Source organism: Cyanobium sp. WKJ7-Wakatipu, from assembly GCF_024345355.1.
Lineage (GTDB): Bacteria > Cyanobacteriota > Cyanobacteriia > PCC-6307 > Cyanobiaceae > Cyanobium_A > Cyanobium_A usitatum.
Genome location: NZ_JAGQAY010000022.1, coordinates 27656 through 41109 on the forward strand (window position 1 = coordinate 27656; position 13454 = coordinate 41109).

Sequence of the window (13454 nt, forward strand, 5' to 3'; positions counted from 1 at the left end):
TAGGAAGCCACCGGCAGGCCAAGGTCTACAGCCGAGTTGATCCCCTAAACTCGCCTCATCGGGATGTGGCGCAGCTTGGTAGCGCACTTCGTTCGGGACGAAGGGGCCGCAGGTTCGAATCCTGTCATCCCGATTTTTTCAGCTGAGCTCGGCTCCTGGGTAACCCCTTGGGGTCACCATGCGTCCGTCTTTGGCGTAGCTGCTGCTGTTGCCAATCAGCACCAGAGTCAGCATGTCCACTTGCTCCACCGGTAATTCGCCCAGGCTGTACAGGCTGACGGCCTCATCGGCTCGCCCCAGTTGGCGGGCCAGGGCTACTGGTGTTGAGGCCGGCCGGCCCTCCAGCAGCAGCTCCCTGGCTCGGGCTAGTTGCCAGTCGCGGCCCAGGGAGCGGGGGTTGTAGAGGGCTACTACAAAGTCCCCCGCAGCCGCTGCTTGCAGCCGCTTTTCGATCACTTGCCAAGGGGTGAGTCGGTCGCTGAGGCTGATGGTGCAGAAATCGTGCATCAAGGGAGCTCCGGCCCTGGCCGCGGCGAGTTGCAGAGCCGAGATGCCCGGATGCACGCTGAAGCTGGGCCGGCCATCGGCTGGGCTGGCCAGCCAAAGCTCCAGGGCCAGGCCGGCCATGGCGTAGATGCCGCTGTCGCCAGAGGAGACCAGGGCCACATTCAGCCCCTGGCTCGCTAGCTCCAGAGCCAGGGCGCAGCGGGCCCGCTCCTCCGTGAGTTGGCCGTTCCAGCGCAGCTGATCAGGTCGCCGCAGCGGTTCAAGCAGGTCGAGGTAGAGGCCGTAGCCCACCCACACCGTGGCTTCCGCCAGGGCGCGGCGCGCATCCGCAGTGAGCAGCTCCAGGCTGCCCGGGCCACTGCCCACCAGGTGCAGCTGGCCCTGCTCGGGAGCCCATTGACTCTCGGCCAGAGCCACCGCCAGGGTGGCTGCCCCGAGCTCGCCTGGGTTGGCATGCTCGATGAGCTTGGTTTGCAGCAATTGGGCGGCGGGGCCAGCTGCCAGCAGGGCTGCGGCCTCGGCCACGCTGGCGGTGCCCATCTCCCGGGCCACGGCCGCCGATGGGGTGGGCACCGGCACTGCCGCTAGGGAATCGGCCCCAAACCAACGCACTGGCCAGCCTCGTTTAGCCGCTAGAGCAAGCAGGGCCGGTTCATCGGCCTTGCGGTCGATGCTCGCTAAACCAGCTACGGATTCAGGTGCCAATTGCTGGTCGCCCAGGGTCTGTTCCAGCAAGCGCTCCAGCAGGCTCAGGCTGGTGTTGCGTTCACAGCCCATACCTAGCCACAGGCTCGGCGGATGCCAGCGGCAGCCAGCGCCGGTGTGGATATCTACGACCAGATCTGCCTCTGGGTTCTCTCCAGAGCCACCAGCTCGCTCCAGTAGGCAGGTGGCGGCCTCGAGCTCTAGCCAGCGGCGGCTGCCGTGGTGAGCTTCCAGCCGCAGCGGTTGATCCAGATGGGCTGCCTTACGCATCAGGGCGCTCCAATCGCCCTGCCCCCGCTGCCAACCCCAGTCTTTGCCGAAGCTGTCGAGGCTCAGTAAGCCTGCTGCAGCCGTTGCCCCGGTGAGCACAGCCTGGCCGCCTAGGCAGGCGGCAATCTGGTGGCTCAGTCGCTCGGCCCCGGCCGCGTGCCCCCCCAGCAGGGGAATGGCGAACCGACCCTGGGGATCCACCACCACCACTGCGGGATCGCGCTCTTTATTCACGAGCAGCGGCGCAATCAGCCTGGTCACCAGGCCACAGGCACCAACGATCACAAAGCCGCTGGCCGTTGACCACTGTTCAACTAAGCAGTCCCCAGCGGCGGGCTGGTCGTCAGTCCCCACCTGGGAGTCGATCAGGCCGGCCTGAAGGAGCTGGTCCAGCACGGGGGCGCTGGCAGGGCTGAAGCCCAGGCCCCAGCGGCGGGCGCGCGGCGCGGCCTGCTCGGGGCGGTTGTTTGGTGAATTCACGTACCTAGCTTCTGACGCAGCCCGGCCATGGGACCCGGCGCCTTGGGCTTGAGCAGGGAACCATCTGGATTCAGCTGGCTGCGGGCCGATCCCCCCAGGTTGGTGGAGGCGCTGAGCCGATCAGTGGGGGCCCTAGTGGTGGGGGCCGGAGTAGGGGCGGGGATCGCTTGTGGGGCATCTTGCTTCGAAGATTCGGTTAACTCAGCTTCAACAGTGGGCTCCAGCTCAAGCAGTTGTTCTGGGTCAAGTTGTCCTGGTTCCGGCAGGGGTTCCGTTTCCGGCGAAGCCTCGGGCTCAAGTGGGGATTGGGGCTCAGTTGCGGGCAACGGTTCAGCCACGGTTTGGGGCTCGCTGGCCGTCGGCGGATTGATTTCTATGGCTGCTGCTGGTTCTTCTGGGACTGGTTTAGGTTCTGGTTCTGGAGCCGCCGGGGTTGCAGGCTCCTCTCCCAGTAGCTGGGCTAACTCGCTGGCATCCAGGCGCCCCCGCTGCCAACTGGGCGTGGGCGAGGAACCATTAATTGTCACCTCGCTCACCAAGGTGTTGAAAGGGGGGTTGAGGGGAGCGCCGCGGCCATCAACCAGCTCCATCAGCACACTGTTGCTGCCGCTGTGCCAGCCCTTGAGCCACAGAGGCGAGTTCTGATCTACCAAAAAACTGTCCCCGTTGACCGTCACCCGCAGGCGCCAGCTGCCGTCGTTGTCGCGCAGGCCCTGGAGGGGAGCATCTAGTAACAGCCAGTCGAGCAGCACCGGTTCGCGACCGGCCAGATCTGCTGTGCTGACGCCGATCAACTGGGGTGTGCCCAGCTGGGGAGTGGCCAGGGGATTGGCGGCCACCCGGTTCACCCGCACCTGGTCCCAGGCGCCTGGACTTTTCACCACTTCCCCCCAGGGTTTGGCCGCATAGGCGGTAAGGCGATGGCTGCCCGGGCCCAGGGGCGGTAGTTCGGCGTCCAGGCGAGTTGGGAATTGCCCAGATAGTGAGGTGGTGAGGCGTTGGGGCGGTAGGTCATCAACTTGCACCACGAGGTGAGGCCCCAACCCGAGCACTCCCGCATCAACTAACGGCCAATCACGAACCTGCACTTGCAACTTGACCGGCCCGCCTGGCAGGTCGCTTCCATCTAGCGGGATCTGGATCGATACCTGGGGCTGGCGTTCGGCCAGGGCCGCTTGAACTTGTTGTACGGCGGCAGGTGGCGCGACTTCCTGCAAGCGGCCACTTGGCCCCTGGACTGGAAGAGGCGCTGGGGCTGGGCCGCTGCTGCGGCTAGCGGCTACTCGATTGCAGCCAGCCAACAACATCAACGCTGCCAATAGCAGGACCGCTAGCAGTCGCTGCCGCCATCGCACGGGGCGAGACGGGAGAGCCGGATGGGTTGCGCTGCCTGCGCCCACGCTGGGTTGCTCAGCTTGTAGTGGAAGCATTCTGCTGGCCGGTGCCACCCTAGGGGAAACGGATGCGGCAGACGGCTGTTTTTGATGCGCTCTAAGTAATAAAAAACTGCCCGCAAGATGGTTGAAGTTGATGATTCTTTCTGTTCTGTAAAGCCCTGTGCTGGCCTGGGAAGCGCCGGGATTGAACCTTTGTAACTGCAAGCCAAAACCTCTCGGAAACGACCCCTATACTTCGGCGAGCGGTCCCCTAATTGGGGCCCAAAGCTCCAGTTGTGGCAAGTGGTTTCGCGTTTTCGCGGACCCCCTTCCCGGCTGGTGCCCATGAACGCTTGGAGGCCTCGGTCGCCGGTCGTTCATGGGGCCCAACTGCAGGCTCTCCGGCCTGCTGCAGGGGTGGACCCACCACCTCGATCCCGTCCCTCGAGGAACGTCTCGATGACCATCAGCCCACCAGAGCGTGGGGAAAAGGCGAAGGCCATGGTCGACCGGAACCCAGTTCCGGCCACCTTCGAACTGTTCGGCAAGCCCGGCCATTTCGATCGCAGCCTTGCCAAAGGTCCCAAAACCACCACCTGGGTTTGGAACCTCCACGCCAATGCTCACGATTTCGACAGTCACACGAGTGACCTTGAAGAGGTCTCTCGCAAGATCTTTTCAGCTCACTTCGGCCATTTGGCCGTCATCTTTATCTGGCTGAGTGGCGCCTTCTTCCATGGAGCGCGCTTCTCCAACTACACCGGTTGGTTGACCGATCCCCTGCACGTCAAGCCTTCGGCGCAGGTGGTGTGGCCCATTTTCGGCCAGGAAATTCTCAATGGAGACATGGGTGCCGGCTTCCACGGCATTCAGATCACCTCCGGCCTCTTCCATGTGTGGAGGGCCTGGGGCATCACCAATGAAACCCAGCTGATGGCCCTGGCCATCGGTGCGTTGGTGATGGCCGGCTTGATGCTCAATGCCGGCGTCTTCCATTACCACAAGGCGGCTCCCAAGCTCGAGTGGTTCCAGAACGTTGAGTCGATGCTCAACCACCATCTGGCCGGCCTGCTCGGTCTGGGATCTCTCTCCTGGACAGGACACCTGCTGCATGTGTCCCTGCCCACCACCGCGCTGATGGACGCCATCGACGCCGGCCAGCCGCTGGCGCTCAATGGCAAAACCATCGCCACCTACGCCGACATTCCCCTGCCCCACGAGTTCCTGAACCAGGACGTGATCGCCCAGATATTCCCCGGTTTCGGGGCTGGCGTTTCAGCCTTCTTCACGGGCAATTGGGCCGCTTACAGCGATTTCCTCACCTTTAAAGGTGGGTTGAATCCTGTGACCGGCAGCCTCTGGATGACCGACATCGCCCATCACCACTTGGCGATCGCCGTGTTGTTCATCGTGGCTGGCCACATGTATCGCACCAACTGGGGCATTGGTCACAGCATCAAGGAGATTCTCCAGGGCCAGAAGGGCGATCCCCTGCTGTTCCCCGCTCCCAATGGTCATGACGGACTCTTCGAGTTCATGACCACCAGCTGGCACGCCCAACTGGCTGTGAACCTGGCGATGCTCGGCTCGCTGAGCATCATCGTGGCCCAGCACATGTATGCGATGCCTCCTTATCCCTACATCGGGATTGATTACCCCACCCAACTGTCGATCTTCACCCATCACATGTGGATCGGTGGTTTCTTAGTTGTGGGTGCTGGTGCGCACGCCGCTATCGCGATGATTCGCGATTACGACCCCGCCAAGCACGTCGATAACGTGCTGGACCGGGTGCTCAAAGCTCGTGATGCCCTGATCAGCCACCTCAACTGGGTGTGCATCTGGCTTGGCTTCCACAGCTTTGGCCTTTATATCCACAACGACACCATGCGTGCCTTGGGGCGTCCCCAAGACATGTTCAGCGACTCCGCCATTGCCTTGAAGCCTGTCTTCGCGCAGTGGATTCAGGGTCTTCACGCTGCCGCTGCAGGTAGCACTGCGCCCAACGCCCTCGCGGGTGTGAGCGAAGTGTTCAACGGCACCGTTGTAGCGGTGGGCGGCAAGGTGGCCGCCGGTCCGATTCCTTTGGGAACGGCCGACTTCATGGTCCACCACATTCACGCCTTCACGATCCACGTCACCGTGCTGATCCTGTTGAAGGGTGTGTTGTATGCGCGTAGCTCCCGCCTAGTCCCTGATAAGGCGAATCTGGGCTTCCGCTTCCCCTGCGACGGCCCTGGCCGTGGCGGTACCTGCCAGGTGTCGGCTTGGGACCATGTGTTCCTTGGCCTGTTCTGGATGTACAACTCCCTGTCGATCGTCATTTTCCACTTCTCCTGGAAGATGCAGAGCGACGTGTGGGGCACCGTCAACGCTGATGGCAGCGTCCAGCACATCACCAACGGCAACTTTGCCCAAAGCGCCATCACCATTAATGGTTGGCTGCGGGACTTCCTCTGGGCCCAAGCTGCACAGGTGATCAACAGCTACGGCTCGAGTTCCAGTGCCTACGGCTTGATGTTCCTAGGAGCCCACTTCATCTGGGCCTTCAGCCTGATGTTCCTGTTCAGTGGCCGTGGCTACTGGCAAGAGCTAATCGAGTCCATCGTCTGGGCTCACAACAAGCTGAGGGTTGCACCCGCCATCCAACCGCGGGCGCTTTCCATTACCCAGGGCCGTGCTGTCGGTGTCGCTCACTATTTGCTGGGCGGTATTGCAACAACCTGGGCATTCTTCCTGGCCCGCATCGTCGCGGTCGGCTGACCTTTTCTGACCTCTCCCAATGGCAACGAAATTTCCTTCGTTCAGCCAGGGTCTGGCTCAGGACCCGACAACCCGCCGGATTTGGTACGGCATCGCCACGGCTCACGATTTCGAGAGCCACGACGGCATGACCGAGGAGCGGCTTTACCAAAAGCTGTTCTCCACCCATTTCGGACACCTGGCCATCATTGGCCTCTGGGTTTCGGGCAACCTGTTCCATATCGCCTGGCAGGGCAACTTTGAGCAGTGGGTCGCCGATCCTCTGCATGTACGTCCCATCGCTCACGCGATCTGGGATCCCCACTTCGGCCAGGGAGCTATCGCCGCCTTTACCCAGGCTGGTGCTACCTCCCCTGTGAACATTGCTTATTCCGGCCTGTACCACTGGTGGTACACGATCGGGATGAAAACCAACGCTGAGCTTTATCAGGGTTCCATCTTCATGATGATCCTGTCGGCTTGGGCCCTGTTCGCAGGCTGGCTCCACCTTCAGCCCAAGTTCCGGCCTTCCCTGGCCTGGTTCAAGAACGCTGAATCCCGCCTAAACCACCACTTGGCGGTTCTGTTTGGTTTCAGCTCGATCGCTTGGACCGGTCACCTGGTTCACGTGGCTATCCCTGAGGCCCGTGGTCAGCACGTTGGGTGGGACAACTTCCTCTCAGTGCTGCCTCACCCCGCTGGTTTGGCTCCGTTCTTCACCGGCAACTGGGGTGTTTATGCCCAGAACCCAGACACCGTCTATCAGCAGTTCGGAACTGCTGAGGGTTCTGGCACCGCGATCCTTACCTTCCTGGGTGGCTTCCACCCCCAAACGGAAGCCCTTTGGCTCACGGACATTGCCCACCACCACCTGGCGATCGGTTGCATCTTTGTGATCGCTGGCCACATGTACCGGACAAACTTCGGTATCGGCCACTCGATTCGCGAGATTCTTGAAGCCCACAACCCACCCAAGGGCACCCCTGGTGACCTCGGTGCTGGCCACAAGGGCCTCTACGACACGATCAACAACTCGCTCCACTTCCAGCTTGGTCTGGCTTTGGCATCTCTGGGTGTGGTCACCAGCCTGGTGGCCCAGCACATGTATGCGATGCCGTCCTACGCGTTTATCGCTAAGGACTACACAACGCAGGCTGCGCTGTATACCCACCACCAATACATCGCCATCTTCCTGATGTGCGGTGCGTTCGCCCACGGTGCGATCTTCTTCATCCGCGATTACGACCCGGAAGCCAACAAAGACAACGTGTTGGCCCGGATGCTCGAGCACAAGGAAGCCATAATCAGCCACCTGAGCTGGGTCTCCCTGTTCCTCGGCTTCCACACCCTGGGTCTCTACGTCCACAACGACGTGGTCGTGGCCTTTGGTACTCCTGAGAAGCAGATCTTGGTGGAGCCCGTCTTTGCCCAATTCGTCCAGGCTGCTTCCGGCAAGGCGATGTATGGCATGGATGTGCTGCTATCCAATTCCGCATCCGCAGCTAGCAATGCCAGTGCGGTTTATCTGCCCGGTTGGATCGACGCCATCAATGGTGGCAACGACCTCTTCCTGCAGATCGGTCCTGGTGATTTCCTTGTTCACCACGCCATTGCGCTTGGTCTGCACACCACGACTCTGATCCTGGTGAAGGGTGCTCTGGATGCCCGGGGTTCCAAGCTGATGCCTGACAAAAAGGACTTCGGCTATTCCTTCCCCTGCGACGGCCCGGGCCGTGGTGGTACCTGCGACATCAGTGCCTGGGACTCTTTCTATCTGAGCGTCTTCTGGGCCCTGAATACCGTCGGTTGGGTCACCTTCTACTGGCACTGGAAGCACCTCGCCATCTGGCAGGGCAACGTGGCTCAGTTCAACGAATCCAGCACCTATCTAATGGGTTGGTTCCGTGACTACCTGTGGCTTAACTCCTCCCAGCTGATCAACGGTTACAACCCGTTTGGCAGCAACAACCTGGCCGTCTGGTCTTGGATGTTCCTGTTCGGTCACCTGGTTTGGGCCACCGGCTTCATGTTCCTGATCTCCTGGCGCGGCTACTGGCAGGAACTCATCGAGACCATCGTCTGGGCGCATCAGCGGACCCCGCTTGCCAACCTTGTTGGCTGGCGCGATAAGCCTGTAGCTCTTTCGATCGTCCAGGCTCGTGTTGTGGGTCTTGCTCACTTCACTATTGGCTACATACTCACGTATGCCGCCTTCCTGATTGCTTCTACCTCTGGCAAGTTCGGCTAACTGCGGCCTACTTCCTCCCTCGAGGGACGAATTAACCCCGGCGCAAGCTGGGGTTTTTTATTGTCCATTGTTTGTTGGCTAACTTGCCCCTCACCGCACCCCCCGGCTCTTTCCCCCAAGGGAATAGTTCTGGTCCCGAAGGCTTGGCTTGTGGCCCACAGCCACTGTCTATCGGGCTGCCCCCAAGACAAGATCAGCCCAATCAAAGGCCCAATTAGGAGCCCAATAAAGGTTCAATAAAAACGCCCAGTAAAAACGCCTAGTAAAAACAGCCAATAAAAAAGCCCCGCCTTGGCGGAGCTTTCAGGGGATTGGAAAACCGCTTGGGATTCAGTTGACGCTCCAGACGCCGCCAGCGATATTGACCAGCGGGGCAACGATCGCAGTGCCGGCTAGGAACCAGGCAAAGGCGGCGCCACCGCAGCCACCCAGCCAGAAACCACTGGCGAATTCTGCCCAGCCAGCCTTGGTGAACAGGTCTGCGGGCGGGTTGTCGATGGTGGCGTCAGCCGGCTGGATGTTGGGTCCGTTGCCAGCGGTGCCGTAGATCGAGAGACATACGGTCAAGATCGACACCAGTCCAATGGCGGCGAGTAAACCAGCGGTGCTGGCGTACTCGGTGAGCCGCAGGGGACCACAGACGGCGAAGGGTCCGTAGAGAAAGAAGCCATGGGCCATGCCCACTTCCAAACCACGACGGTTCGGAGATAGGGAGGGGCGGTAGGCGGGCAGGGCATTGATGAAGGCCCGGCTGAAATAGCTGCTGTTGACGGGGGTTGCCAGATTGCCGACGCAGGGGTCGGCCACGGGGGTCACGGTCATGGTGGCGGGGGTAGGCGGTGAGGCTGAGCGACGGCTTGGGTCGGGCTCAGTCGCGGGCTTCGATTACGTTGAAAAGCAAGGCCATGGCCACGGCTGGGCCGAGGATTCCAACAAGTGGGACTAACACCGAGGGCAACCAAGCGGCAGCAAATTCTCCAGTCATGGCGCGGGCCAATAGCAACCGTTAATACTGTACGAAGCCCACCCGTGGCAGCTTGCGGGCCCGGCTAGGGCGACATAAAAATTCAATCCCTTTGCCCCGCCTCTCAGCTGTCGGATCCGCGCACGATGCCGCGCACCCGGTAGATCGGTCGTCCCTGACTTTCGTGGTATGTGCGCATCTGCAGTTCGGCCAGCAGGCCAAAGCAGAAGAGCTGCACCCCCGTCAGAAAACTCAGTAGGGCCATCAGCAGCAGGGGGCGATCGCCGATGTCTGCGCCAAGCAGTAGTTTCTCGCCTACAAGCCAGATGCCGATTAGCAGCCCTGCTCCCATGGCGGCCAGGCCGCCGAAGCCGAAGACGTGCATCGGTCTGGTCAGAAAGCGCTTCATGAACCAGACCGTCAGCAGGTCCATCAATACCCGGAAGGTGCGGTCGAGTCCGTATTTGCTTTCCCCATAACGCCGGGGATGGTGGTTTACTTTCACCTCGCTGATCCGGGCACCTTCGATGAAGGCCAGGGCAGGCAGGAAGCGGTGTAGTTCGCCGTAGAGGTTGAGGTCACTCACCACCTCGCGCCGATAAGCCTTGAGGGAGCAGCCGTAGTCGTGGAGTCGCACCCCAGTTACCCGGGCAATCAGGCTGTTGGCGATGCGGCTGGGCAGCAGCCGTTGCATGGCCGCATCCTGGCGCTGGTGGCGCCAGCCGCTTACCAGGTCGAAGCCTTGGTCGAGCTCAGCTAGCAGTAGGGGGATATCGGCGGGGGCGTTTTGCCGATCGCCATCGAGGGGCACGATCACCGCCCCCCCGCCGGCGTCAAAGCCGGCCGCCATTGCCGCCGTCTGGCCGTAGTTGCGGCGCAGCAGCACGGCCACCAGCTCCGGAACCGTGGCGGCCAGCTGGCTGAGCACCTTCGCTGTGTCGTCCCTGGATCCGTCGTCTACCAGCACCAACTCAAAGCCCAGCTGCAGCGGTCGCAGTGCCGCCAGCAACTGCTCCACCAACTGGGGCAGGCTCTCCTCCTCGTTGTAGAGGGGCACCACTACGGAAAGCTCGGCCTGGCCTTCCCTCGTTTGCTGCATGTCTTTGTCAGCCTTTGGGGTCGACCCTAGGTGGGTAGGGGACTGCCGTTATGGCTGTGCATTACCCGCCCCGCTCCCCGCAGTTCCAGTCGGTAGTGGCGCGCCACCGGGTCGGGGTTTTGGGGCGCCAGGTCGTCGATGCCGATGCCGTTGCGGCCGTGGGTGACGCCGGAGCTGTGTAAATAGCGGCCGCCACCTAGGTGCAGCCCCACGTGGCTGCAGCGCTGGGGTGTGCCAAAAAAGATCAGGTCGCCAGGCCCCAGTAACTGCACCTGGCCCGGCTGCACCGCCACAGGCTGACAGAACCGCTCCTGCAGGTAGGCATCGCGCGGAATCCAGATGCCAGCGCTGGCATAGGCCCGCTGCATCAGACCGGAGCAGTCGTAGTTGGGGCCCAGGCTGCCGCCCCACAGGTAGGTGTTGGCTACGCGCTGGGCGGCCTGCGTGAAGCTCAGCACCTGCTCCATCCGCTGGACAATGCTGCACCGTTGCAGGAGTTGCGGCTGGGGCGGCGAGCACGCCACTGCTCGCCCTAGCAGAGCATCGGGTTCAAGCCAGCCAGGGTAGCCATCGTCGAGCAGTCGTACCCGCAGGCGCATTCCTGGCCCTGTAGCTGCCGGACTGGTCAGGATTTGCAAGTGGCGGCCAGTCCAGGCCTGGCTGGCTAGCCCCTCACCGCGGGCCTGGCTGTAGAGGTCGACGCTGCCAGTGAGCTGCCAGTTCGTGCCTGGAATGAGCCATTCCGGCGCGGCTGGGGTGCCGGCAGCCAGCTGGGCAGGGTTGATGGTGTCTACTGTCAGCACAGCTAATCTCGCCACAACGTTGGCCGGCGGTGATGGCTTTTTACAGCCCCGATCCAGCCATGGCTCAGATCCTGGCCGATCTGGTGCGGGCTCTTGAGCTGGAGGGGCGGCCTGGCTTAGCCCAGCACCTCTCCATTACCTGGCTTCGCTACGACCAGCCCTTGCTTGGCCGAGCTGCCGATCTGGATCCCGATCTGTTCTGGGCCCAGCCGGTGCAGGGGGCGAGCTGGGCTGGGGATCGTCCTCGCTACCCAGCCAGCGTGGTGAAGCTGGTGTACCTGGTGGCGGCCGAGGCTTGGCGCCAGGCTGACTTGCTTGCGGATACGCCCGAGCTGCGGCGTGCCCTTTCAGACATGATTCGCGACTCCAGCAACGACGCCACCTCCTTAGTGGTGGATTTGCTTACTGGCACCACCAGCGGCCCTTCTCTGCCCCCCGAGCGCATGGCCCACTGGGTGGAGCAGCGTCAGCTTGTCAATGGCTGGCTGAGCGAGCTTGGCTGGCCGGAGCTGCAGGGCTGTAATGCTTGCCAAAAAACCTGGGGTGATGGCCCCTACGGGCGCGAGCGGGTCTATTACGGCACCGAGCTGGAAAACCGCAATCGCCTCAGTACCGACGCTGTAGCCCGTCTGTTGCAGGCCGTGCTGGCGTCGGCCCTGGTCTCGCCGCCGGCTTGTGCCCGGATGGCAGCTCTGCTGGCGCGCAGCCTGGATCCGGCCTTGAGGCTTGCGGATCCGGAAAATCAAGTGGATGGCTTCATTGGTGAGGGTTTGCCCCTTGGTTCTCGCCTCTGGAGCAAGGCGGGCTGGATGAGCCAGGCCCGGCACGATGCTGCCTACGTGGAGCCGTCAGCTGAGGGTTCTATGCCAAAAGCTGCGCCTTTCTTGCTGGTGATTTTTTCTGAGGGCCAGGCCTGCGCCCAAGATCACAAGCTCCTACCCGAGATAGCTACCCGGCTGGCCGCAGCCAGCCGTAAATAAGCATTCGGGCTTAACAACGGAGAGGGAGGCCCTCGTTGTGACTCTCAGAGCGAAGTGGTGACACGGGAAGAGACGACGCTTCCCACTGGTGGAGGCGGAATCCAATGCCATTTCCAACACCAATTCCAATACTATTTCCAACACCACATAGAACATGCAAATTCAGGGCGCTGGCCGCAGGTCAATACCAGCGCTGAGCCCTTGTAGTCGTCATGGCGCCCTCTCCTCATCTTGCCTGGGCAGCTTTGCTTCAACTGGTCTGTGGATTGCTCCCAGGACTGACCAGCGCAGTAGCGCATCTCTACCGTGTTATCGCTAGGATATGGGTGCTTTCTGCTATTGGCGGCTGTCATGGCGGCAAGGGACTCAATGAGCTCCTGGACTCTGCAATTCCACGTCTTGGTGTTGCTGATGCAAATAAGTTCGCTTTGTCCAGCCACAATCTTTGCCAAGGATTAAATTGCTGCCTTTCCACTCAAATACTTTTTTCAACCTTAGGTTGAATGGGTTTTCAGTCGGGTCAAGGGTCCTGTAGTCACCTGTCTTTATTTCTCTGTTATTTACGGGCGCAAATGGACGCCGCAACTTTAGAAGAATTTTCCCGAATGCGGATACGCATGGAATGTCATTGGTGATTAATGCATATTTAAAGTTTGGAAGAATTGATAAAATATTTTGAACTTCCTTCGTGCTTAAATGCATTAGTACGTCTTTGCAGACTAACAGTTCGGCGGAGGGAAGTTCATTGTAATCCTCTGGAAGATTGGCAAAGGAAACCCCTGGCCGCGAAAATGACCGCTGATTATTTGTGATTACATTTTTGGATGCATCGATGCCAATATATGTTGCGCTGCCAAAGTCGATAAATTGAGAAAACTGCCAGTCGCCGCAACCAAGGTCAACGACTGATTTAATATTATGTTGACGAATAAACTCTTCTAGGAATACCTTGTAGGGTTGAGTTGCTTCAGGGGAGCTTCCGCCCCCTGACCCCTTGCCCCAGTATGAATTCTCATAAATCTTATCAAAAATATCTGGATCGCCAAATTCAAAACTCATAAAAATCGGTAAATTCTGAATTTCTAATTTAGCACTTATGAAGATTTTGTGGTTGTAAATTATAACACTTACAGGACTATATCGCAAAAGTTTACTTGATTAGGTAGCTAGCTCCGCACTCCTCAAGATGCGTTCCGGCCGAGCGTCGCAGCTGCAGATGGCATGAACCACTCGCTCAGTAATTATTGACAAGTTGAAGCGTCTGTTGAAGCGGTAATTAA

The 13454-nt window shown here is 60.5% G+C and carries 10 protein-coding genes, 1 tRNA gene and 1 pseudogene; 4 read left to right on the top strand and 8 right to left on the bottom strand.

Features of this window, described 5'->3' with window-relative positions; translation table 11 throughout:
- Nucleotides 1–59: 59 nt before the first annotated feature.
- Nucleotides 60–133 (top strand) — tRNA-Pro (locus tag KBY83_RS11615).
- Nucleotides 134–138: 5 nt separating this feature from the next.
- On the opposite strand, the gene cobJ is transcribed toward KBY83_RS11615, so the two are convergent.
- Both cobJ and KBY83_RS11625 read right to left on the bottom strand, forming a co-directional pair.
- A complete protein-coding gene (cobJ, locus tag KBY83_RS11620) occupies nucleotides 139–1962 on the bottom strand; it encodes a precorrin-3B C(17)-methyltransferase (RefSeq protein ID WP_255019658.1) in 1824 nt (607 codons plus the stop codon).
- Entirely contained in the window at nucleotides 1959–3317 is a 1359-nt protein-coding gene (locus KBY83_RS11625; RefSeq protein ID WP_255019659.1) for a hypothetical protein, read from the bottom strand. The genes cobJ and KBY83_RS11625 overlap by 4 nt, the downstream gene beginning before the upstream one ends.
- Before the next feature lie 480 nt (nucleotides 3318–3797).
- On the opposite strand from KBY83_RS11625, the gene psaA reads away from it, so the two are divergent.
- Together psaA and psaB are read left to right on the top strand one after the other, a co-directional pair.
- Entirely contained in the window at nucleotides 3798–6101 is a 2304-nt protein-coding gene (gene psaA / locus KBY83_RS11630) for a photosystem I core protein PsaA (RefSeq protein ID WP_106632413.1), read from the top strand.
- Nucleotides 6102–6120: 19 nt separating this feature from the next.
- A complete protein-coding gene (gene psaB, locus KBY83_RS11635; RefSeq protein WP_106632412.1) occupies nucleotides 6121–8328 on the top strand; it encodes a photosystem I core protein PsaB in 2208 nt (735 codons plus the stop codon).
- A gap of 330 nt (nucleotides 8329–8658) precedes the next feature.
- Here psaB and KBY83_RS11640 read toward each other — a convergent pair whose 3' ends face one another.
- The 4 genes from KBY83_RS11640 to KBY83_RS11655 form a co-directional block, all read right to left on the bottom strand.
- Entirely contained in the window at nucleotides 8659–9150 is a 492-nt protein-coding gene (locus KBY83_RS11640) for a photosystem I reaction center subunit XI (protein ID WP_106632411.1), read from the bottom strand.
- Nucleotides 9151–9196: 46 nt separating this feature from the next.
- Complete coding sequence (locus tag KBY83_RS11645) at nucleotides 9197–9313, bottom strand: photosystem I reaction center subunit VIII (protein WP_106632445.1); 117 nt, start codon at nucleotides 9311–9313, stop codon at nucleotides 9197–9199.
- 103 nt (nucleotides 9314–9416) lie between these two features.
- The gene (locus KBY83_RS11650) at nucleotides 9417–10391 is read right to left on the bottom strand and encodes a glycosyltransferase (RefSeq protein WP_255019660.1); all 975 of its coding nucleotides are present in this window, start codon (nucleotides 10389–10391) and stop codon (nucleotides 9417–9419) included.
- 26 nt (nucleotides 10392–10417) lie between these two features.
- Nucleotides 10418–11209 (bottom strand): C40 family peptidase, encoded by a 792-nt coding sequence (locus KBY83_RS11655; protein ID WP_255019661.1) that lies wholly within the window; start codon nucleotides 11207–11209, stop codon nucleotides 10418–10420.
- 17 nt (nucleotides 11210–11226) lie between these two features.
- Here KBY83_RS11655 and KBY83_RS11660 point away from each other — a divergent pair, with 17 nt between their 5' ends.
- A complete protein-coding gene (locus KBY83_RS11660; RefSeq protein WP_255019662.1) occupies nucleotides 11227–12174 on the top strand; it encodes a serine hydrolase in 948 nt (315 codons plus the stop codon).
- Nucleotides 12175–12540: 366 nt separating this feature from the next.
- Here the strand turns inward: KBY83_RS11660 and KBY83_RS11665 are convergent, their stop codons facing one another.
- A complete protein-coding gene (locus KBY83_RS11665; RefSeq protein WP_255019663.1) occupies nucleotides 12541–13233 on the bottom strand; it encodes a class I SAM-dependent methyltransferase in 693 nt (230 codons plus the stop codon).
- 99 nt (nucleotides 13234–13332) lie between these two features.
- Nucleotides 13333–13454, bottom strand: a pseudogene (locus tag KBY83_RS11670) (IS1595 family transposase); the annotation flags it as partial.